The 20,868-nt window shown below is 67.2% G+C and carries 21 protein-coding genes and 1 pseudogene; 11 read left to right on the top strand and 11 right to left on the bottom strand.

Going from position 1 to position 20,868, the window contains the following annotated elements; all coding sequences use genetic code 11:
• Window positions 1-6 precede the first annotated feature (6 nt).
• The 5 genes from AB4Z37_RS12595 (at window position 7) to AB4Z37_RS12575 (ending at window position 4,342) form a co-directional block, all read left to right on the top strand.
• The gene (locus tag AB4Z37_RS12595) at window positions 7-615 is read left to right on the top strand and encodes a glutathione S-transferase family protein (protein ID WP_441517079.1); all 609 of its coding nucleotides are present in this window, start codon (window positions 7-9) and stop codon (window positions 613-615) included.
• A gap of 5 nt (window positions 616-620) precedes the next feature.
• The gene (locus AB4Z37_RS12590; RefSeq protein WP_441517078.1) at window positions 621-1,361 is read left to right on the top strand and encodes an SDR family NAD(P)-dependent oxidoreductase; all 741 of its coding nucleotides are present in this window, start codon (window positions 621-623) and stop codon (window positions 1,359-1,361) included.
• 422 nt (window positions 1,362-1,783) lie between these two features.
• Window positions 1,784-2,458 carry a response regulator transcription factor gene (locus AB4Z37_RS12585; RefSeq protein ID WP_441517077.1) on the top strand — a complete coding sequence of 225 codons (675 nt, stop codon included), beginning with the start codon at window positions 1,784-1,786 and terminating at the stop codon, window positions 2,456-2,458.
• A complete protein-coding gene (locus tag AB4Z37_RS12580; protein ID WP_441517076.1) occupies window positions 2,455-3,936 on the top strand; it encodes a sensor histidine kinase in 1,482 nt (493 codons plus the stop codon). The genes AB4Z37_RS12585 and AB4Z37_RS12580 overlap by 4 nt, the downstream gene beginning before the upstream one ends.
• A 13-nt stretch (window positions 3,937-3,949) precedes the next feature.
• Complete coding sequence (locus AB4Z37_RS12575) at window positions 3,950-4,342, top strand: hypothetical protein (RefSeq protein WP_441517075.1); 393 nt, start codon at window positions 3,950-3,952, stop codon at window positions 4,340-4,342.
• Window positions 4,343-4,825: 483 nt separating this feature from the next.
• Here AB4Z37_RS12575 and pdxR read toward each other — a convergent pair whose 3' ends face one another.
• Window positions 4,826-6,223: a MocR-like pyridoxine biosynthesis transcription factor PdxR gene (pdxR, locus tag AB4Z37_RS12570; protein WP_441517074.1), complete on the bottom strand. Its 1,398-nt coding sequence runs from the start codon at window positions 6,221-6,223 to the stop codon at window positions 4,826-4,828.
• Window positions 6,224-6,323: 100 nt separating this feature from the next.
• Between pdxR and AB4Z37_RS12565 the strand changes: the two genes are divergently transcribed.
• The 3 genes from AB4Z37_RS12565 to AB4Z37_RS12555 all read left to right on the top strand — a co-directional run bounded on the left by AB4Z37_RS12565 (window position 6,324) and on the right by AB4Z37_RS12555 (window position 8,702).
• A complete protein-coding gene (locus AB4Z37_RS12565) occupies window positions 6,324-7,076 on the top strand; it encodes a pyridoxamine 5'-phosphate oxidase family protein (RefSeq protein ID WP_441517073.1) in 753 nt (250 codons plus the stop codon).
• 288 nt (window positions 7,077-7,364) lie between these two features.
• Window positions 7,365-7,733, top strand: coding sequence for a TIR domain-containing protein (locus tag AB4Z37_RS12560; protein WP_441517072.1), 369 nt, complete (start codon window positions 7,365-7,367; stop codon window positions 7,731-7,733).
• A 15-nt stretch (window positions 7,734-7,748) separates the two neighbouring features.
• Complete coding sequence (locus tag AB4Z37_RS12555; protein WP_441517071.1) at window positions 7,749-8,702, top strand: caspase family protein; 954 nt, start codon at window positions 7,749-7,751, stop codon at window positions 8,700-8,702.
• Between the two features lie 442 nt (window positions 8,703-9,144).
• On the opposite strand, the gene AB4Z37_RS12550 is transcribed toward AB4Z37_RS12555, so the two are convergent.
• From AB4Z37_RS12550 to AB4Z37_RS12540, 3 genes are all read right to left on the bottom strand, one after another.
• Entirely contained in the window at window positions 9,145-9,600 is a 456-nt protein-coding gene (locus AB4Z37_RS12550) for an ABC transporter permease subunit (RefSeq protein ID WP_441517326.1), read from the bottom strand.
• A 207-nt stretch (window positions 9,601-9,807) separates the two neighbouring features.
• A complete protein-coding gene (locus AB4Z37_RS12545; RefSeq protein WP_441517070.1) occupies window positions 9,808-10,275 on the bottom strand; it encodes an ester cyclase in 468 nt (155 codons plus the stop codon).
• Between the two features lie 19 nt (window positions 10,276-10,294).
• Entirely contained in the window at window positions 10,295-11,746 is a 1,452-nt protein-coding gene (locus AB4Z37_RS12540; protein ID WP_441517069.1) for an MFS transporter, read from the bottom strand.
• Between the two features lie 112 nt (window positions 11,747-11,858).
• Here AB4Z37_RS12540 and AB4Z37_RS12535 point away from each other — a divergent pair, with 112 nt between their 5' ends.
• Entirely contained in the window at window positions 11,859-12,722 is an 864-nt protein-coding gene (locus tag AB4Z37_RS12535) for a helix-turn-helix transcriptional regulator (protein WP_441517068.1), read from the top strand.
• Between the two features lie 3 nt (window positions 12,723-12,725).
• On the opposite strand, the gene AB4Z37_RS12530 is transcribed toward AB4Z37_RS12535, so the two are convergent.
• The 5 genes from AB4Z37_RS12530 to AB4Z37_RS12510 form a co-directional block, all read right to left on the bottom strand.
• On the bottom strand, window positions 12,726-13,550 hold the full coding sequence (locus AB4Z37_RS12530) for an ABC transporter permease (RefSeq protein ID WP_441517067.1): 825 nt from the start codon (window positions 13,548-13,550) through the stop codon (window positions 12,726-12,728).
• Window positions 13,551-13,802: 252 nt separating this feature from the next.
• The gene (locus AB4Z37_RS12525; protein ID WP_441517066.1) at window positions 13,803-14,900 is read right to left on the bottom strand and encodes an extracellular solute-binding protein; all 1,098 of its coding nucleotides are present in this window, start codon (window positions 14,898-14,900) and stop codon (window positions 13,803-13,805) included.
• Window positions 14,901-14,920: 20 nt separating this feature from the next.
• Window positions 14,921-15,970 carry an ABC transporter ATP-binding protein gene (locus AB4Z37_RS12520; protein WP_441517065.1) on the bottom strand — a complete coding sequence of 350 codons (1,050 nt, stop codon included), beginning with the start codon at window positions 15,968-15,970 and terminating at the stop codon, window positions 14,921-14,923.
• Window positions 15,967-16,755: an ABC transporter permease gene (locus tag AB4Z37_RS12515; protein ID WP_441517064.1), complete on the bottom strand. Its 789-nt coding sequence runs from the start codon at window positions 16,753-16,755 to the stop codon at window positions 15,967-15,969. The genes AB4Z37_RS12520 and AB4Z37_RS12515 overlap by 4 nt, the downstream gene beginning before the upstream one ends.
• 83 nt (window positions 16,756-16,838) lie before the next feature.
• Window positions 16,839-17,477, bottom strand: a complete 639-nt coding sequence (locus tag AB4Z37_RS12510) for a TIGR00725 family protein (RefSeq protein ID WP_441517063.1) — start codon at window positions 17,475-17,477, stop codon at window positions 16,839-16,841.
• Between the two features lie 103 nt (window positions 17,478-17,580).
• Here AB4Z37_RS12510 and AB4Z37_RS12505 point away from each other — a divergent pair, with 103 nt between their 5' ends.
• Entirely contained in the window at window positions 17,581-18,363 is a 783-nt protein-coding gene (locus tag AB4Z37_RS12505; RefSeq protein WP_441517062.1) for a DeoR/GlpR family DNA-binding transcription regulator, read from the top strand.
• A gap of 29 nt (window positions 18,364-18,392) precedes the next feature.
• On the opposite strand, the gene AB4Z37_RS12500 is transcribed toward AB4Z37_RS12505, so the two are convergent.
• Window positions 18,393-19,376, bottom strand: a complete 984-nt coding sequence (locus AB4Z37_RS12500) for an AraC family transcriptional regulator (RefSeq protein WP_441517061.1) — start codon at window positions 19,374-19,376, stop codon at window positions 18,393-18,395.
• 81 nt (window positions 19,377-19,457) lie between these two features.
• Here AB4Z37_RS12500 and AB4Z37_RS12495 point away from each other — a divergent pair, with 81 nt between their 5' ends.
• The gene (locus tag AB4Z37_RS12495; RefSeq protein WP_441517060.1) at window positions 19,458-20,657 is read left to right on the top strand and encodes an MFS transporter; all 1,200 of its coding nucleotides are present in this window, start codon (window positions 19,458-19,460) and stop codon (window positions 20,655-20,657) included.
• A gap of 86 nt (window positions 20,658-20,743) precedes the next feature.
• Here AB4Z37_RS12495 and AB4Z37_RS12490 read toward each other — a convergent pair.
• A pseudogene (locus tag AB4Z37_RS12490) lies at window positions 20,744-20,868 on the bottom strand (IS481 family transposase); the annotation flags it as partial.

Below are 20,868 nucleotides of genomic sequence, written 5' to 3'. Positions count from 1 at the left end.
CTGACCATGCTGCTGCTCGGAAGCTACTACTCGCCCTTCGCCCGCCGTGTCGGCGCCGCGCTGATCGCGCGCGATATCCCTTTCACCCATAACGGCGTCAACGTGTTCGTCGATCCGGCGCCGGTGGCCGCCGTCAACCCGCTGGTCAAGATCCCTGTGCTGCAGCTCGACAGCGGCGAGGCGCTGATCGACAGCATGGCCATCGTCGATCACCTCAACGAACAGCTCGGTCCCGACCGTGCGCTGGTGCCGCCGTCGGGCGCCGAGCGGCGGTCGGTGCTGCGTCTGGTGGCGATCGCCGGCACCGTGTGCGAGCAGATCATCGCCTGGGAGGAAGAGCTGCGGCGCACGGAGAGCCAGCCCAAGGCGATCGCCCGCCACCGCCGCGCCATCACCAATGGCTTTGCGGCGCTCGATGCGGCCAGCGGTCAGGATGGCGTGATCGGCCGCGCGCCGCTCGATCTGGCGACCATCAGCGCCTACATCGCCTATGACTACTATGTCGGCAGCGAATTGCCCGAGCGCGACGGCCCGGGCCTCGCACCCCGCCTTGCCGCGGTGGTGGCGCGGCTTGCCAATGATCCAGCGTTCGCGCGCACCCGGTTCCGGAGCTAGCTGCCATGACCGGGCGGATCTGTCTCGTCACCGGGGTCGGCGGCGCCACTGGTGCCGCGATCGCCCGCCGCTTTGCCCGCGATGGCTATCGCGTGGCGATGCTGGCGCGGAACGGAGAGCGTCTCGGCGCGCTGCAGCGGGAGATCGCCGGCAGCGCGGCCTATGCCTGCGACGTCGGCGATCTCGATGCGCTGGCGGCGACCCTCGCGCGGTTGCGCGCCGACCTCGGCGCGCCATCCGTGCTGGTGCACAACGCCGTGTCCGAGACCTTCGCCACCTTCATGGAGGCGGATCCGGCGGCGCTGGAGCGCAACTTCCGTGTCAACACCACGGCGCTGCTGCATCTGGCGCGGGCGCTGGCGCCGGACATGGTAGCGGCCGGGCAGGGCGCCATCATCGTCACCGGCAACACCGCGGCCCATCGCGGCGCGGCGAACTATGCGCTGTTCGCGCCCACCAAGGCGGCGCAGCGCATCCTCGCCCAGGCGCTCGCCCGCGATCTCGGGCCGAAGCGCGTCCATGTCGGCTATGTCACCATCGATGCGGCGATCGATGCCGCCTGGCTCGGCGAGGGCGGCCGCACCCGTCCCGCCTGGGTCGAGCCGCCGGCCGGCTGGCCGTGGCCGCGCGAGGACTACTTCGCCAAACCCGAGGCCATCGCCGACGAGGTCTTTCACATCGCCCACCAGGATCCGTCGGTGTGGTCGTTCGACCACATCATCCGGCCGTTCGCCGAGAAGTGGTGATGTGGAGGGGGGCGCACCTGACCGCTCCAGCGGCGTGGTCACAAGCGGATAGTCCAAGTTCTGTGTCGTCGCCGGACTTGTTTCGGCGACCCCGATAAGGAAGGCACTGCGTCCCTGAGCGCGGTTGCCGGGAGACCTTAGTCCTGGCGATCCGTCAAAGACGGATCGCGCTGCCCGGCAACGACAACGGATAGCAACGCGTTGGCCGCGTGGTTAAGTCAGTCGCTCCACGCCGCCCGTCCTGCGACCAAACGTCCATCGCCCGGCGAAAAGATTCCGCGCCCGCAACATTGCTGCAATTTCCGCCGACGACACTGCCCGCGCCGCCCGCCCCTGTGGGGTGACTGGGGTGGCAGTCCCGGCCGGCGGAGCGGCCCGTTCCGGGGCGTCTCGTCGTGCCGCGTGGTGTCGGGCCCCATTGCATGCGAATCCTGGTCGTCGAGGATGAGCCGGAGATCGCGGCGCTGCTGCGCACCGCGCTCGAGCGCCAGGACGCCGTCGTCGACCATGTGCTGCTGCTGGCCGAGGCCGAGGAGGCGGCGCGCCAGGGCGTGCATGATGCGGTGATTCTCGACCGCCGCCTGCCGGATGGCGATGGCCTGACGCTGGTGCCGCGCTTACGCGCCCGCGGCGTCACCACCCCGGTCATCGTGCTCACCGCGCGGCGCGACCTTGCTGACCGCGTCCAGGGTCTCGACTGCGGCGCCGACGACTACCTCACCAAGCCGTTCGCGCTGGAGGAACTGCTGGCGCGGCTGCGCACCGTGCTGCGGCGGCCCGCTTGCCTCGAGAACGAGGAGATCGCCGCCGGCACGCTGGTTTTCAACCTGCGCCACCGCACCGCCAGCGTGCGCGGCGTGCCGATGGGTCTGTCGCGGCGCGAAATCCTGGTGCTGGAAACCCTGGTGCGCCGCGCCGGGCGCACGGTGGCGCGTGCCGCGCTGGAGGAGGCGGTCTACGGCTTCGGCGAGGACATCCAGCCGAACGCGCTCGATCCCCATGTGTCGCGCTTGCGCCGCAAGCTCGGCGAGGCCGGCGCCGATGTCGAGATCCGCAGCGTGCGCGGCGTCGGCTACCTGCTGCGGACGCTGCCATGAGCCCAAAGAAAGAAAAGCCGCCGGGATCGCTGCACTGGCGGCTGGTGCGCAGCATCATCGCCATGCAGGTGGTCGCCCTCGTCCTGCTGCTCGCCCTGATCATCTTCGTGCTGAGCTTCAACGACCTGCAGGACGATGCCGCTGTGGTCGATGCCGCTCGCGATGGGGTGTTTCGCGACGCCACCGGTGCGCTGGCGCTCCGTGATACGCCGGATCTCGTCGCTCTGCGCGCGGCACATCCGAAGCTGTGGCTGGTGGTGCGGGATGCGAACGGCGCCATGGTCTCGTCCGGCGAGGTGCCGCCGCGCTTTCGCGGCGAATTCGGCACCGTGCTCGCCACCGCCGACCGCGCCAGTCTGAGCTGGGGGCTCGGCGACAACAGCCCGACCGCCAGCCTGAAGCGGCTGAAGACCGAGGCGGGCCAGGTGCAGATCCTCGGCGGCACCGGCAATCCGGTGGCACGCGCGCACACCGTGAGCCTGAATGTCGACGCGCGCCTCGAGGTGATGGAGAACGCCACCGGCTGGCGCACCTGGCTGCGCATCGTCGCCGCCCTCGCCGTGCTGGTCGTCGTCACCGGGATCGCGCCGATCGTTCTGGTGATGGGCGTTGCGACCATGGTGGCGACCCCCATCGTGGTGCGCCGGGCGCTCGGCGGCCTGCGCGCGACGGCGGAGCACGCCAGCCTGATCGACATCAATCGCCTCGCGGTGCGGCTGCCGACCAGCCAGGTGCCGCGCGAGGTCGCGCCGCTGGTGCAGGCGGTCAATCGCGCGCTGGAGCGGCTCGACGATGGCTATGACCGGCGCAGCCGCTTCATGGCCGACGCCGCCCACGAGCTGCGTACGCCGATCACCATCCTGCAGACCCGCCTCGAACTGCTGCCGCCGAGCCCCGAGCGCACCCGTCTGATTGAGGACGTCACGCGCCTTGCGCTGCTTGCCGAGCAGTTGCTCGACCTGCAGCGCCTCGATCATATCGACGTCTTTACGCCGCTCGATCTTGTCGCGCTCGCCCGCCATGTCGTCGAGGACATGGCGCCGATCGCCATCGCCGCCGGCTATGACCTCGCGTTCGAGCCGGACGAGACGCGCGTGCCGGTGCTCGGCGACCAGACCTCGCTGGAGCAGGCCGTGACCAACCTGGTGCAGAACGCCATCGAGCATGGCGGCCGCAGGGGCGTCATCACCGTGGCGGTCGATAGCTCCGGCGCGGTGGACGTGCGCGACGAAGGCCCCGGCGTGCCGCAGGACGAGCGCGCGCGGGTGTTCGAGCCATTCTACCGCCTGCATCCACGCTCCACCGGCGCGGGCCTTGGTCTCAATCTCGTGCGCGAGATCGCCCGCCGCCATCTCGGCCGTGTCAGCGTCACGGATACGGCCATTGGCGGCGCCTGCTTCCGCATCGAGCTCCACCGTCATGCGGAGGCGGCGCCCGCCGCCGCGCCGGCCGTGGCCGACCCACGAATGCTCAAGTGAAAGGGATGCTTGCGTGAAACTCCTGCCGCCGATGCGTGGCCGCCGTGGCCTCGCCGCGCTCGCGCTCGTCTCCACCCTGCTGCTCGCCGGCTGCGCCTCCGACATCATGAAGGGCTATGTCGGCCAGCCGATCGAGGCGGCGATCGCCGACTATGGTCCGCCGATCAACAGCTTCGACCTCGGTGACGGCCGCCGCGCCTTCCAGTGGCGGCAGGTGCACAACGACGTCGTGCCCGGCAGGTCGCGCGTCGACATCCGCGACACGCGCTATGGCGAGCGCCGCGTCGAGACCCATACGCCGGGCTATGTCGAGAGCCGTGAATGCTTCTACACTCTCTACGCCACCCCGCGCGACGGCCGCTGGTTCGTCACCGATTTCCGCAAGCCGACGCTGATGTGCGAGTAGTGAAGGTGTGCGACGCGCGTGATGCCCGGTACACGTTGTACGGCGTCCGCGTTGAACTGTGGCGCTAGCCACACCCACCGCGTCATTGCCGGGCTCGACCCGGCAATCCAGCTTCGTCGCTACGTATTGTAAGTCAGGAAAAGCTGGATCACCGGGTCTCGGCGCTCCGCGCCGGCCCGGTGATGACGCAGAGGGTGCGGAAGCGCTTGTTCGTCGCACAAGCGCACTGACTTGCGGGTTTCTTCGCTTTCCTGCACAGCGCCGACGTTGATTGTCGTCATCCGTCACCCTGAGGTGCATAGCCCCGGCTTTAGCCGGGGCGTTCTTTGAAAGCCACAAGTCGGGCAAGCCCGACTTGTGGTGCGGAGCATGGCCCTCGAAGGGCGACGGCCCGGGCGGCAGCTCAGCGGCCGTTCATCCTTCGAGGCGCGCAAGAGCGCGCACCTCAGGATGACGGGACACGCGCGCCGGAAATCGCCGCGCTCACTCCTCCGCCCGCAACACCTCGCCCAGCGTCCGCGCTGCGCGCCGCAATGCCTCGACACTGAACCCTGAGAATCCCAGCACCAGCCCCTGCCGTGCCGGTGCATCGAGATACATCGGCGACAGCGCCCGCACGGCGACGCCGGAAGCCTCCGCCGCCGTCACGATCTCGGTATCGCGCCGCGGATGGTCGAGCGCCGCGACGAGGTGCAGGCCCTGCTCGGGCACGGCCACCGCGAGATGGTCGCTCGCATGGGCCTGCAGCTGCGCCACCAGCGTGTCGCGCGCCGCCTGCACCGTGCGCCGGGCGCGGCGCAGGTGGGCGGCGAAATGGCCCTCGCTGATCAGCGCCGCCAGCGCATTCTCCATCACCGTCGGCGGATGGCGGTCGGAGCGGGCGCGCAGCTCCAGCACCGCGCCGAGCAGCGGCTCCGGCAGCACCGCGTAGCCGACGCGCAGGCCGGGAAACAGCACCTTGGAGAAGGTGCCGAGATAGGCGACGCGGCCGCCGCCATCCATGCCCTGCAGCGCGGTGAGCGGCGGGCCGGCGTAGCGGAATTCGCTGTCGTAGTCGTCCTCGATGATCCAGGCGTCGTGGCGCTGCGCCCATTCGATCAGCGCGAGGCGGCGCGCCATGGTCATGGTGACGCCGAGCGGGAATTGATGGGACGGCGTGACATAGACGAGGCGCGCCGGCCGTGAGGCGCCCTGCGCGATGTCGAGGCCGGACGCGTCCACTGGCAGGCCGGCGAGCTTCGCTCCGGTGCCGAGCAGCGCCGCGCGTGCCATCGGATAGCCGGGGTCCTCGATCCACGCGGTGTCGCCGGGCTTCAACGCCGCGCGGGCGACGAGATCGAGCCCCTGCTGGGTGCCGGAGGTCAGCACGATCTCTTCGGCATGGCAGCGCACGCCGCGTGCCGTCGTGAGATACGCCGCGACGGCCTCGCGCAGGGCTCGGCTGCCGCGCGGGTCGCCGTAGTGGAAATGGTCGGGGTGCGGCCGCATCAGGTCGCGCGACAGCAGGCGGCGGAAGATCTGCAGCGTGCGCGCATCGGAGACCGCGACGCCGAGGGTGCAGGCCTGCGGCATTGCCGCCGGCGGCGCCGCGCGCGCCGTCTTTTTCGATGGCCGCGCCGGTGTTGCCGGCACCGCCTGCGACAGGTCCGGCACCCGCGCCGCGACGAAGGTGCCGGCGCCGGTGCGCGCCTCGACGAAGCCTTCCGCGCCCAGCATCTCGAACGCGGCAACGGCGGCGGCGCGCGACAGCCGCAGGCGCTGCGCGAGGTCGCGCGTCGTCGGCAGCTTCGCGCCCGCCGGCACGCGGCCGCCCTCGATCAGCTGGCGGATGGCGCGGTACAGCGCTCGCGCGCGCGGCCCTTCGCCCGGCAGCACAGGCATCAGCGCCGACCAGTCCGGCGGATTGGTCGCTGTTTTTGATCGAGAATTGGTCCTTTTTCGAACCATTGGCATGGCGCACAGTGGTCCTGCCAGCCTGACGATGCAAGCCAGATCGAGGACAGAAGCCGTGAGCGACAGCCCGCCGACCACCTCCGCGCCGTTCCCGACCACCGAGCGCAACCGCCTCAAGCGCTACCACGAGCGCGGCAGCTACGATCGCGATGCCGTGTTCGCCGTGCTCGACAGCGCGATGCTGTGCCATGTCGCTTATGTCATCGACGGCCAGCCCTACTGCACGCCCACCATTCACTGGCGCGAGGACGACCTGCTCTACTGGCACGGCTCGTCCGCCAGCCGGATGCTGCGCCATCTGCGCGCCGGCACGCCGGCGTGCCTCACGGTGTCGCATCTCGACGGCCTGGTGCTGGCGCGCTCTGGCTTCAACCACTCCGTCAACTACCGCTCGGCGATGTGCTTCGGCACCGCGCGCATCGTCGATGATGCCGACGCGAAGGCGCGCGCCCTCAACGGTCTCGTCGACCGCTTCTATCCCGGCCGCGCCGCAACGCTGCGGCCGACCACCGAGCAGGAGATCAAGGCGACGACCGTCATCGCCATGCTCATCGACGATGCCTCCGTGAAGTCCCGCGCCAAAGGCGTCGGCGATGACGAGGAGGATTATGATTTCCCGGTGTGGGCCGGCGTCATCCCGGTGCGCACCGTCGTCGGCGCCGACGAACCATGTCCGCGGCTGTTGCCCGGCGTCACGCGGCCGGAGGGACTGGCGGGATATCGCGAGGGTGAGAGGTTGGATGAGGTGTTTGGTGAGGCGATGCGGAAGAATGAGCCATAAGATTTGGTAAATTCGCTTCGCAGAGATGGTTCTGATGGTGCGCGAACTACATCACTGTCCACGGTATCCCGATGTTGCTGAATCTATTCGTATATGTCCACCGCTTACCTCCAGCTTAGTGGTGAGCTCGTCCGTCGCTTCTGTGTGTCTCTCCAACGCCGGGTAGGCGCCTTTGTTGGCCCCTGAGGTCTGCGTTCGCAGAGAGCGGCGGAGCAGAATTGGCAAACTCTAGGGAACCGCTATAGTGCGTTGATTGCTTCTCTATTTTGTATTCAAAGGAAGATAGCTATGGCGAATAAAGTGATTTTTGTAGCGTTTGCTATCGAAGATGAAAAAATCCGCGATTTGATCAAAGGACAGTCTCTCCATACGAAAACGGCTTTTGAATACACCGATATGTCGGTGAAGGAAGCGTATGAAGAAGAATGGAAGAAAAAGGTTCGAACGCGCATTCTTCGATCCGATGGTGTTCTTGTCATCGTCAGCGCGAACTCATCCACTTCTAGTGGCCAGAAATGGGAGATCAAATGCGCTCAAGAGGAGAAGAAAAAAATTCGCGGCATTTGGGCGTATAAGGACGACAGAACGAAGATCGATGGCGTCAATACTATGGTGTGGACGTGGGACAACATCAAAGACTGGATCGATTCTCTCTGAGCGCTGGAGTAGCGCATGCGGAAAGCTCTGATTGTCGGCATTGATCACTATGAGCATATCGGGCGTTTGAGCGGATGTGTGAATGACGCGCACGCGGTAAAGGCAATGCTAGACCGTCACGCAGACGGCTCGGTAAATTTCGGTACAAGGATTGTCGCAGGAACAGGCCCGACAGACGTCATAACGCGCGTTGGACTAAAGCAGGCCATCCGAGAGCTTTTTGTTGGCGATACCGACGTGAGCCTTTTTTACTTCGCTGGACATGGTCACATCGAGACTACGGGTGGCTATCTCTGCGCTGGCGATTGTAAGACAGGCGACGACGGTATTCCGCTTTCTGAAATCATGACTTTTGCAAACGAAAGTCCTGCTCGAAACAAAATCATTGTTCTCGACAGCTGTCATAGTGGAGCGCTCGGCGACAGTCATACGAATAAGCAAATCTCAGAAATTGCCGATGGCATGACGATTCTGACGGCGTCTACCAAGGATCAGTATGCTGTGGAGGCCAACGGTGGCGGTTTATTTACCGGACTTTTAGTGGATGCACTTGGTGGTGCTGCGGCGAACTTAGTCGGAGAAGTTACGCCGGGAAGCGTCTATGCGCACGTTGATCAGTCGCTGGGCAGCTGGAGCCAACGACCAGTTTTCAAGACAAATGTGAAAGGGTTCATATCCCTTCGTAAGGTGCAGTCACCCATACCCCCAGCGGATCTGCGCCGCATAGCAGAATTTTTTCCTCAGCCTGGATGCGAGTTTCAGCTTGATCCAGGCTACGAGCCGGAACATCCGGACGCTGATCCAGAAAAGACGCCGATTTTCTCTATCTTGCAAAAGTACAACCGAGTGAACTTGGCCGTACCGGTGGGCGCGCAGCATCCATATCATGCGGCTGTGGAGAGCAAGACGATGAAGCTAACCGCGCTCGGTGAGCATTATCGGCGCCTTGCGATAGCTGGTCTCCTATGAAGGAAAATGACGTTACCAAGAGGTTAGAAGATCTGATAGAGCGTCTCGCCGCGATCGAACATGAGCGATGGTCGCATTGGCAGAGATACTTGCACAGCAAGTGTATAAGACAGTCGGATGGTTCGCTGCTGATGCCCGTGCAGCTTGTTCAGCGATGGGAGAAGCAGCTTGCGACTTCCTATGTGGATCTGACTGACGCGGAGAAGGAGAGTGATCGCGAACAAGTAAGGAGGTATCTGCCCCTTATAGCTGAGGTAGTGGAGCGCGACGCTTGAGCTGTACTGATCTGTACCCACACGAAGGTAGAGTGAGCTAGGCTTTTCCAAGTACTCAGAGCCAAAAGATCGTCCTTGCACCCCACTTGTAGAGCAAACTGCATGAGACTTCTAACGCTCGGATCCTCGTCGTAGGCCTACGCGACAATCGAATTGCGGCCGTTGTGCTACTCCCTCTTCCCCGCGGGCCTGATCGCCTCGCCGAGCGCAACGATGCAGGCGCAGATCGCTACCAGCACGAGCGATGCGGCGGAGGCGGCGGCGAGGTCGGTGCCGGTCTCGGAGATCTTGCTGTAGAGCACGAGCGGCAGGATGTTGACCTGGGTGCCGACAAGGGCCAGCGCGGTGCCGTAGGCGCCGACGGCGACCGCCGAGGTCAGGCAGAATGCGGCGACGAGGCTCGGCAGGATCTGCGGCAGCATCACCTCGATCACGGCACGGAACGCGCCGGCGCCGAGCGAGCGCGCCGCCGCAAGCTGGCTGCGGTCCAAGTTGCTGATCGCCGGCAGCACGATCAGCACCACGCGCGGCACGAGGTAATAGGAGTAGGCGAGCCCGAGGCCAATGGGCGAGAAGATGAAGGCGCCGGTCACCGCGGGATCGAAGCCGAGCTCGGCGAGCAGCAGCGTGACAAAGCCGGCGCGGCCCAGCAGCAGGATGAAGCCGTAGGCGACGATCAGGCCCGAAAATGTCAGCGGCAGCTACGATCGCGGTGCGGTGTTCGCCGTGCTCGACAGCGCGATGCTGCGCCATGTCGCTTGCGTCATCGATGGCCTCGTGCTGGCGGTGCGACGATGCAATTGCACGTCGCAGCCGCCGGCTGAATGCGATCAGATGCGCTGGACGAGGCCGAGCGTCGTCCAGGCGTCGAGGGCATCGGCGATGTCCCAGTGCTCGGCGAGCAGTCCGTCGCGCAACTGGTAGAGGTCGGCCGTCGCGAAATGCAAGGTCTTGCCAGTGGCGGCGAGACCACGAAACGGGCCGAGGTGGGTGCCGGACCATCGGGTCATGGCCATGAGCTGTTGAGCTTCGACCACGATATCCGTGTGGACAGGTTGCAGGTCGGGAAGGCCGACATGGAATGCAGTGACGAACAGCTTGTAGGCCGGCCGCATGTCGAGAGGCTCCGGATCTGACGGCCGGGACGCGCGGTAGGCCGCGAACACCGGCGCGATGTTGTCGCTGTGGCTGCGAAACAACGGATGAACGTATTCGTCCACGGCTCCAAGGTCATGCCGTATGTACAGCCGCTCGCGGAAATCGAGAAAGCGGGATCGAATGCTTGTCGTGTCTTGCATGGCGGTCTCCTGGTGAGGCTCAGCGGGATGGTCGCGCGGACGCCGAGAGCCCGCTGGACAGGATCGGGAGCAATCCAATGATGATCGCGCTCACGACCACGTCGGAGGCGAGGCTCAGCGCAAACGCGGACGCATGGTCGGCAGCTCCCGCGGTGGGGCGAGACAGGCCAAAGTACAGAATGCCGGCTGCTGCGACGCCGAATGCGCCTCCGATCTGCTGGGCCGTCGCGATCAGGCCGGAGGCCGAGCCGGCCTGCGTCCGCGACACGCTTCCGAGCGACACATTCAGCAACTGGGGAAGGAGCAGGCCCTGGCCCGCGCCGACGATGGCGAGTGCGGGAACAAGCGTCCAGGCGGCGGCGGCCGTCTGCATCATGGTGACGGCGGCGCAGGCGGCGTAGCCGACGGCCATGCCGACGGCGCCGAACATCATCGTGACACCAGCGTCGAGACGCGCGGCAAGACGGCTTGCGACCACCGACGTGACGAGAAACGCCGCCGGTGTCGGCGCGGTGAACAGGGCCGCTTGCCAGGGCGTGCAACCAAGTCCGGTCTGGAGGTGCAGGGTCAGCACGAACAGGAATCCGACGAGCGTGGCATGCAGTAACCCGGCGATAATCGTGCCTGCCGTGAAGGCGGTGTTGGTGAACAGCGCCAGCGCGATCAGCGGAGAGCCGCCGGCCCGCGACTTGCGGCGTTGATCGTGTCCGGCAATGCCGAGCAGGGCGATGCCGGCAGCCAGCATCGCGACGGTCCAGCGTGGCCAGCCGAGAGTCGGGCCGGCGATCAGTGGATACAGCAGCAAGCCCAGCGCGGCGGTGCACAGCAGCGCTCCGCTGATATCGAGTTCCGAGGCGGTGGCGTCGCGCGTCTCCGGTATGAACCGCCAGGCCGTGGCGCAGGTGATGACGCCAACCGGCACGACCGCGAGGAAGATCATGCGCCAGCCAAAACCAAGGATATCGGTGGTGATCAACGCTCCGCCGATCAAGGGGCCGGCGATCCCCGACAGGCCGAGCGTGACGCCGAAGGCGGCGAAGCCACGCGTCCGTGCCAGTTCGTCCGCTGCGGCGACGCGGATGATGGAGAGGACCTGAGGATACATGAGCGCGGCGAAGAGACCCTGTCCGATGCGGGCGGCGATCAGGCTGCCGATCGTAGGGGCGAGCCCACACATCAACGAGGTCGCGCTGAAGCCGGCGAGGCCGACGATAAACAGGCGTCGACGCCCGTAGAGATCGCCGAGGCGGCCCCCTGTGATGAGCATCATGGCGTAGGCCAGACCATAGCAGGCAACGACCGCGGAGACGTGCGCAGCGGTCGCCTCGAAATCCCGTCGGATGCCGGGAAGCGCGACATTGACAATGAACGCGCTGGAGACGGCGAGAAACACGCCGCACAGCAGCGCGGTGAGGCCGCGGATGTCTAGACGCAGATCTTCGGTGGTCTGGCTTTGGCTGTTGCGGTGCACGGCGATCGCCTTTGCGGTCGGTTGTCGTTGATCGTCGTGCGCATGATCGTGCTTTGATCTATCATTCGACCAGAGAGCACTTTATCCGGGTATAGTGAGTATCAGGATCGCAATGACCATTCGCAGCCGCAGGCCGGCGCGTGAGCAACTGGCCGCCTTTCTCAGAAGCCGCCGTGCGCGTCTTTCGCCCACGGATGTTGGCTTGCCCGCGACGCCACGGCGGCGGACGCCAGGGCTCCGCCGCGAGGAGGTCTCGCATCTCGCGGGTGTTGGTGTCGCCTGGTATACGTGGCTGGAGCAGGGCCGCGACATCGACGTCTCCAGCCATTTTCTTGACCGGGTTGCGCAGGCATTGCGGCTGGATGCGACCGAGCGGGCCCATCTTTTCATGCTGGCGCACGACCGGCCGCCTCCAGTGGGAGCAGTGTTGCCAGCCGAGGTCTCGCCGTCCTTGCAACGCATGCTTGAAGCCGTATCAGGTCCGGCTTACTTCGCGACTGCATCGATGCAGGTGGTCGCCTGGAATACGGCGCTGTCCGCGGTGTTTGGTGACCTTGCCAAACTGCCCGCAGAGGACCGCAACATGCTGTGGCTGGTTTTCGCCAGTCCAGCGCATCGCGCAGCGATTCCTGATTGGGAAACCGATGCACGTGCAATGCTGGCCCGATTTCGCGTCGAATTTGGGCGGCATCGCGACGATCCAGCGTTTGTGCAACTGATCGAGCGGCTGCAGCGCGCGAGCCACGAGTTCTATCGCTGGTGGCCAGAACAGGACGTCAGTCGTCGTGGCAACAAGACCAAGCGCTTCGATGTGCACGGTGTGGGCCGTATGGAGCTCGAGCAGAGCACTTTCCTGCTCGAGGAATTGCCGGGTCTCCGGCTTGTCGTCTACTCAGCCGTAGATGTCGAGAGCGAGCGAAAGGTCTCGCTGCTGCGGCGCCGCTGGCTCAAGGCGGAGCGACTTCCGGTCGGATGATCATTACCGCTTCCCCGCCGGCCGGATCGCTTCGCCGAGCGCGACGATGCAGGCGCAGATCGCCACCAGCACCAGTGACGCGGCGGAGGCGGCGGGCAGGTCGGTGCCGGTCTCGGAGATCTTGCTGTAGAGCACGAGCGGCAGGATGTTGACCTGGGTGCCGACGAGGGCCAGTGCCGTACCATAGGCGCCGACGGCGACCGCCGCCGTCAGGCAGAACGCGGCGACGAGGCTTGGCAGGATCTGCGGCAGCATCACCTCGATCACCGCGCGGAACGCGCCGGCGCCGAGCGAGCGGGCGGCGGCGAGCTGGCTGCGGTCGAAGTTGCTGATCGCCGGCAGCACGATCAGCACCACGCGCGGCACGAGATAGTAGGAGTAGGCGAGCCCCAGCCCGATCGGCGAGAAGATGAAGGCGCCGGTCACCGCGGGATCGAAGCCGAGCTCGGCGAGCAGCAGCGTGACAAAGCCGGCGCGGCCCAGCAGCAGGATGAAGCCGTAGGCGACGATCAGGCCGGAGAAGGTCAGGGGCAGCGAGATCGCGATCAGCGCCGCGGTGCGCACGCCCGGCGCGACGCGCGCCAGCGTCAGCGCGACGCAGAAGCCGATCGTCAGCGAGAACAGCGGCGCCACGGTGCCGAGCAGCAGCGTGCCGCGCAGCCCGTTCCAGAACACCGGGTCGGCGGCGAGCCGGCCGAACGCCGCGCCGCCGTCGGAGAACGCGCCGATCAGCACCGCGGTGACCGGCGCAATGAAGAACAGGCCGAGCACCAGCACGCCCGGTGCGGCAAAGGCGGTCAGCGCAGTCTTCGGGGCGCGGGTGCTCACGCGGGTTTCTCTCCAAGGAAGAAGTATCGTGACGTGAATGCCTCCGTTCCGAAAGCGGAGGAAGCATTCGACACACGACGCCATCCACTCCTCATGGTGAGGAGGCGCAATTGCGCCGTCTCGAACCATGAGGCCACAAGTTGACGCCCGGCCTCATCCTTCGAGACGCCCGCTTTGCGGGCTCCTCAGGATGAGGGTTGGGACGCTCGCATTGCAAAAGGTCACGCGCGTTTGAACGCGGCAGCCCTTCGCTCACTGCCCCAGCACGGCCTTGGCCCAGCCGGCGTCGATCTCGCCCTTCTTGGCAACCGCTTTCGCGATGTCGATGGGGCGGATCTGCGGGGCGGCGGGCATCTTGTCGGCGACGGACGGCGGCAGCGCGGCGCCGGGCACGGCGGGGCGCACGAAACCCTCGGCAAAAATCTTCTGGCCGTCATCGGTCATGATGAAGTTGAGCCACAGCTTGCCGGCATTGGGGTTCGGGCCGCCCTTGACCAGCGAGATGGCGTAGGGCGCGGCGGCCGAAGCTTCCTTGGGGATCACCACCGCGATGTCGTCGCCCATGCCGTCGACATGCTTGGCCTTGAGGCCGTCGTTCTCGTAGCCGATCCAGATCGGGATCTCTCCTTTCAGGAACTGGGCGTAAGGCGTGGTGCCCATGGTGCGCAGCACGTTGCCGGCTTTCGACAGCTTGCCGAGATAGTCGATGCCCGGAGCGATGTCGTCCATGCTGCCGCCGTTGCCGAAGGCGCTTGCGAACGCGATCACCTGGCCCTGGCCGGTGGAGCGCGGGTCGAGATAGACGATGGCGTTCTTGTAATCGGGCTTGAGCAGGTCCGCCCAGCTCTGCGGCACGTCCTTGACCAGCTTGGTGTTGACCAGGAATGCGACGTTGAGGGTGTGGATGGTGAACCACTGGCCCTCGGGATGGCGCAGCGTGTCCGGCAGCTTGTCGAAATTGACCGGCTTGAAGTCGGCGACGACGCCGGCCTTGGCGGCGTCGAGCGCGGACGCGGCGAAGTAATAGGCGGTGTCGGCCTGCGGGCGGTTGCGCGACTTGTCGAGGGTCACGACCGTCGCGGCCGAGCCGAGGTCGTTGTAGACCATCTCGACGCCGGGATAGCGCTTCTGGAACGCCTTGAACTCAGCTGCCCAGTTCGCCCAGGTCGGGCCGGTGTCGAAGGACACCACGAGGCCTTCCTTCCTGGCGGCGTCGTACAGCGCCTGTTCGCCGGGATAGAGCTCGCCGCCGTCGAGCGCGAGCGCGGCATGGGAGGTGACGAGCGGCGCCGCAAGCGTCGCTGCGGCGGTCGAGAGCAGGAAGGCGCGTCGGTTGAGGGATCCGGTCATGACGAGGTCCTTGCAGGGGTTTACGCAGGGTTTTGCAGACCGGCCGGCAGCAGCCGGACGGCGTCGGGCGGAATCGCGACCGATGTCACCGGTTCGCGTAAGTGAGTTTCGAGCTTGATGATGCCGCCGCCGACATCGAGGTCGATGCGGCGCACCGGGCCGAGATAGCGGTCGGCGACGACGGTGCCGGTGAACTGGCCGACCACGGCCGTCGCCGGTTCGTCGACAGGCGTGACGCGCTCGGGCCGGACGAACACGGTCACCGCGTCGCCGATCGCGCGGTCGCCGGTGTCGCAGGCGAGCGGACCAAGCGCGGTGCCGACGAGGTTGGCGCCGGTCACCCGGCCGGGCCACAGGTTGGACTGGCCGACGAAGGCGGCGACGTCGGCGTTGACCGGGGTCTCGTACAGCGCGCGCGGCGGGCCGACCTGGATGAGCCGGCCGTCGCGCATGACAGCGACCTTGTCGGCGATCGACAGCGCCTCTTCCTGGTCGTGGGTGACCAGCAGGGTGGCGATGCCGGCGGCGCGCTGCACCCGCAAAATCTCGTCGCGCATCTCCATGCGTAAGCCAGCGTCGAGCGCCGACAGCGGCTCGTCGAGGAGGAGGCCACGCGGCTCGAACACCAGCGCGCGGGCCAGCGCCACGCGCTGCTGCTGGCCGCCGGACAGCGCCGCGGGAAAGTCGTCGACGCGGTTGCCCATGCCGACCCGCTGCAGCATCGCAGCCGCGCGTTCGCGCCGCTCGCCGCGCGACAGGCCGCGCACCTTGAGGGGATAGGCGACGTTCTCCCACAGCCGCATGTGCGGAAACAGCGCGTAGTTCTGGAACACGACGCCGAGGCGGCGCGCCTCGGGCAGCGTCGTGCTGACATCGTCGCCGTCGATCAGCACGCGGCCGGCGCTCGGCTGCACGAAGCCGGCGAGCAGCTTGAGCACGGTGGATTTACCGGAGCCGGAGGCGCCGATGATCGCCAGCAGCTCGCCGCGGCCGATCTCCAGCGAAATGTCGAACACGCCGGTCGAGGTGCCGGGGTAGGTGTAGCTGACGTTGTCGTAGCGCAGGCTCATGCGGCGGCCCTTCCCTTGCCGGCGCCCGCGACCTGGGCGGTGACGCTGGACGCGAGCGAGGCGATGGTCGCGAGCAGCAGCAGCACGATGGTGGCGGCGCAGGCAAAGCCCGTCGCGCCATAGAACGCCTGCAGCAGCACCACCGGATAGGTGCGCGACAGGAAACCCGAGACGAGGTTGGAGAGCTGGAATTCGCCGATCGACAGCGCCGCCACCGTCAGCGTCGATGATAGAAGGCTGGTGCCGAGCAGCGGCAGCGTGACGTCGCGAAAGCGCATCAGGAACGAGGCGCCAAGCGTCGCGGCGGCATGCTCATAGTCGTCGAGGCCGAGTTGGTCCATGTCGGCGATCAGCGCCGTCACGGTGTAGGGCAGCGTCAGCACGAGATGGCCGGCGGCGAGCAGCCAGAAGCTGCCGAGCCAGGGCAGGGCGTCGGACGAGAACACCAGGATGAAGCCGAACGCCAGCACCAGTTCGGGCACCGCGACCGGCAGGAAAGTGACGAGACGCGCGGAGATGCGCACGCCGCCGCGGGCGCCGGCCTGGATGGCGTAGGCGAGCGGCAGGCCGATGATGATGTTCAGCGCGCAGGTGAGGGCGACGACCTGCAGGCTGGTGGTGAAGGCGCGGCGGAAGCTCGGGTCGGTGGCGACCTCGACGAACCAGCGCGAGGTGAAGCCGCTCGGCAGCAGCGTGTTGCTCCAGCTCTCGCCGAACGATCCCAGTCCCAGCAGCGCGACGGGCGCCGCCAGGAAGACCAGGTAGAGGATCGTGATCAGCCGCACCCGGCGCTCCCTCGGTCGCCGCTTCGGCGCCCGACAGCGCTTAGCGGTCTTTCATGATAGATCAATGACGCGTGGAAGAAATATTACATATGGTCATCGAGAGCGAGCACCCGTGCGGCGATTCGCGCCAGGGCCGCGTCCACCGAGGGCAGCCGCGGCACCGCCTCGACCTGGGGCGCGTCCGCGAGCGCCAGCACCAGGCGCCTGAACTGCAGCCCCAGCGCCATCTCCGACAGCGTGCCGACGCCGCCGCCGACCGCGACCAGCGCAAGGCAGGCGCGGGCGATGATGGCGTTGCGCGCCGGGCCGATGCCGGTGGCGATGGGGATGGCGACATAGGGGTTGGCGGCGTCCCATTCCTCGTCGGGGAGGAGACCGACCGGCAGGCCGCCGCCGGCGGCATGGCCGCGGCAGGCGGCTTCCATCACGCCGTTCTTGCCGCCGCACAGCATCTGCAGGCCATGGCGCGCCAGCGCTTCGCCGAGTGCTTCGGCGAGGTCGCATTGCGCGGCCGTGGCCTCGCGCGGCCCGATGATCCCGATCGGCACGCGGCGCAGCCGGCCGGCCGGCGCGAACCGCTGCAGGGCCTCGACCGGCGAGACGGCTTCACTGGCCTCCGCGGGCGGCGGACTATCCGTCCAGCGCAGGGCCGCCGGGTCGAAGGTGCGGTCGCCGTTCGACAGGATCTTGGCGTTCGGGTGCCATCGCAGGGCGGTTGTCATGGTGGCTTCGTCTCTCTGTGCGCTGGTCGGAGCGGTGCCCGCCAGCTTGATGTCGGCGGAAGCCATGGATATGTAAGATATCTTCCATCGCAGGAAAAGCGGCATGGCGAGCGCGAACGGGCCGACCGACGAAATCACGCCCCGGCAGCACGAGATCGTGCGGATCGTCGGCGAGAAGGGCTTTGCCACCATCGAGATGCTGGCGCAGCACTTCGCGGTGTCGGCGCAGTCGATCCGCCGCGACATCATCCAGCTCGACCGCGGCCGCCTGCTGCAGCGCTTTCACGGCGGCGCCGGCGTGCGCGATTCCACCGTGCGCCTCGGCTATGCCGAGAAGCACGGCCGCTCGATGGAGGGCAAGGCGCGCATCGGCCTCGCCGCGGCGGCGCTGGTGCCGGACGGCGCCTCGGTGTTCCTCGATGTCGGCACCACGGTGGAGGCGGTGGCGCGGCGGCTGCGCCAGCGCACGGGGCTGCGGGTGTTCACCACCAGCCTTGCGGTGGCGATGCTGCTGGCGGGGAACGAGGGCATCGAGCTGCAGGTGTTCGGTGGCGCCTGCCGCGGGCCCGACGGCTCGCTGGTCGGCGCGGCGACCGTCGCCGCCATCAACGAGATCCACTTCGACTGCGCGTTCCTCGGCTTCTCCGGCTTCGACGACGACGGCGCGCTGATGGATTTCGATCTCGACAAGATCGCGGTGAAACGCGCGGCGCTGCGTCGTGCCGACATGGCGGTCGCCGTCGGCGACGCCACCAAGTTCAGCCGCCGTGCGGTGGCGCGGCTCGGGGCGGCTGACGATTTTGCAAGGCTCGTCACCGATGCCGCGCCGCCCGCGGCGCTGGCGGCGCAGTTCAGGAAGGCCGGGTTGTCCGTGGTGGTGGCATAGCGCCGCGTTGCATCGGCACGGCGCAGCGCTCAAGCGGCGCCGTCGCGCATCGCGCCGGGCGGGTGTCCGATCACGCGCTTGAAGGCGCGGCTGAAGGCGGCCTGCGAGCCGTAGCCCAGGCGATGGGCGGCGACATCGATCGACATGCGGTCGCGGCCGATCCATTGTGACGCCAGCCGCATGCGCAGCTCCGTGAGATAGCGCACCGGCGTCATGCCGGTGACCTCCAGAAACCGTTCGGCGAACACCGAGCGCGAGCTGCCCATCTCGGCGGCGAGATCGGCGACCGTCCAGTTCCTGCCGGGATCGCGATGCAGCGCGGCGATGACGCGGCCAAGGCGCGGATCGCGCAGCGCCGCCACCCAGCCACTGCTGTCGCCGCAGCCGCATTCCACCCACGCCCGGACAATGAACGCCGACACCACATCGGCGAGCCGCGCCAGGATGCCGGCAAAGCCGGCGCGCTCGCCGCAGCTCTCGCGCTCCATCGCTTCCAGCATCGGCAGGATCTCGGGGTAGCGCTCCAGCAGCGTGCCCACCAGCATGACATCGGGCATCAGGGCCACCAGCGGATGCATGCTGCCGAGGTCGAACGCCATGCAGCCGCTGAAAATCAGCGCGCCGCCGGCATCGGCGGCGCCGTTACCGCAGGCGTTGATGTCGCTGACGCTCGGACACAGCGGCGCGGTCTCGAACGCGGTAACGCAGCGGCCGGGCATGTCGGCTTCGGACACGAGATCGTGCGCGCCGCCGCGCGGCATCAGCACCGCATCGCCGGTGGTCATGGCGATCACCTGATCGGCGCTGCGCAGGAACACCGGACCGCGCGCGACGAAGTGGAACTGGGCCCGTCCTTCGGCCGCACCGAACCGGATCCCGAACGGCGGGGGGATCTGGATGCGGTGATACTTGAGCCCGACCAGGCGCATGCCCATGAGCAGTTCGCTCACAAGGTCCGCAGGGGTCGGCGCCCTCTCCATATCGGCGCGATTATCGGACGTATGATCAAGCATGCCGGACTTTATGGCATGGATCGTCCGGATCCGCCATCCTATTTGCTGCACCGCAAGACGTTGCCGCGAATGGAGGGGCAGATGAGTGAAGTGGTGCAGCCGGCTCAGCAGAGCCGCACGGGCGAGACGCCGGCATGGGCTGCCGTGGTGTCGATGGCGCTCGGCGTGTTCAGCCTGGTGACGGCGGAGTTTCTGCCGGCGAGCCTGCTGACGCCGATGGCGGCGGACCTGCGCATCAGCGAGGGCGTCGCCGGCCAGGCCGTAACCGTCACCGCAGTGGTGGCCCTGGTGACGAGCCTGCTGATCTCGGCGGCGACGCGCCGGGTCGACCGCCGGCACGTGCTGCTGGCGTTTTCGGTGCTGCTGATCGTCTCGAACCTGCTGGTCGCCTTCGCGCCGGGGCTGACCTTCCTGCTGCTCGGCCGCGTTCTGCTCGGGATCGCGCTCGGCGGTTTCTGGACGATGTCGGCGGCGGTGGCCATGCGGCTCGTGCCGGAGCCGCTGGTGCCGCGGGCGCTGTCGATGATCTTCACCGGCGTGTCCGCCGCGACCATCCTCGCGGCCCCGGTCGGCAGCTATCTCGGCGAGATCATCGGCTGGCGCAATGTGTTCCTGATCACCCTGGTGCTGGGCGTGGTGACGCTGGTCGTCCAGCTCGCGACGTTGCCGAGCATGGCGCCGAGCGGCCTGACGCGCCTGCGCACGCTGGTCGATGTGCTGATGCGCCCCGGCATCGGTCTCGGCATGCTCGCCGCGATGCTGGTCTTCACCGGACACTTCGCCTTCTTCACCTATATCCGCCCGTTCCTGGAGACGGTGACCGGCGCCGGCATCGGCGCGGTCTCGGCTATCCTGCTCGGGTTCGGCATCGCCAACTTCCTGGGCACGTGGCTCGCGGGCCCGATGCTGGAGCGCAGCCTGCGGCTGACCCTGATTGCGATGCCGCTGCTGATGGGCGTTCTCGGCATCAGTCTCGTTGCCCTGGCCAGTCCGGCCGCGGACGCGGTGATGGTGGCGCTGTGGGGGCTGGCGTTCGGCGCGGTTCCGGTGGCGTGGTCGACCTGGCTGACGCGCACGGTCCCCGATCAGGCTGAGAGCGCCGGCGGACTTCTGGTGGCGGCCGTGCAGCTCGCGATCGCGATCGGCGCCGCCGCGGGCGGCATGCTCTACGACTTCAGCGGTACCAGCGGCGTGTTCAGCGCGAGCAGCCTCGTTCTGCTCGTGGCCGGACTGATCATCGTGATCGGGGTGCGCTCCCGGCCGGCCGCTGTGACGGTGTAGGGCGAGCGCGAACGCAGCCCCGTTGCGGCGATCGCGTCCACGCTCGGAGCACGCCACATCCACCGCGTCATTGCCGGGCTTGATGTTCAGTCCGGGGACATGGCCGACACCCGTTCGGAGACATCACCGACACTTTTTGAGCCCGTCAAGTCGATGGTGGCGACCTGATGGGCAGCGAAGAACACGCCGTATTGCCCGTCAGCCGCGATCG

Origin of the sequence: Bradyrhizobium sp. 2TAF24 (assembly GCF_052115025.1) — a bacterium.
GTDB lineage: Bacteria > Pseudomonadota > Alphaproteobacteria > Rhizobiales > Xanthobacteraceae > Bradyrhizobium_A.
The sequence above is the reverse complement of the archived record's forward strand: the minus strand, read 5'-3'. Positions and strand labels throughout refer to the sequence as shown.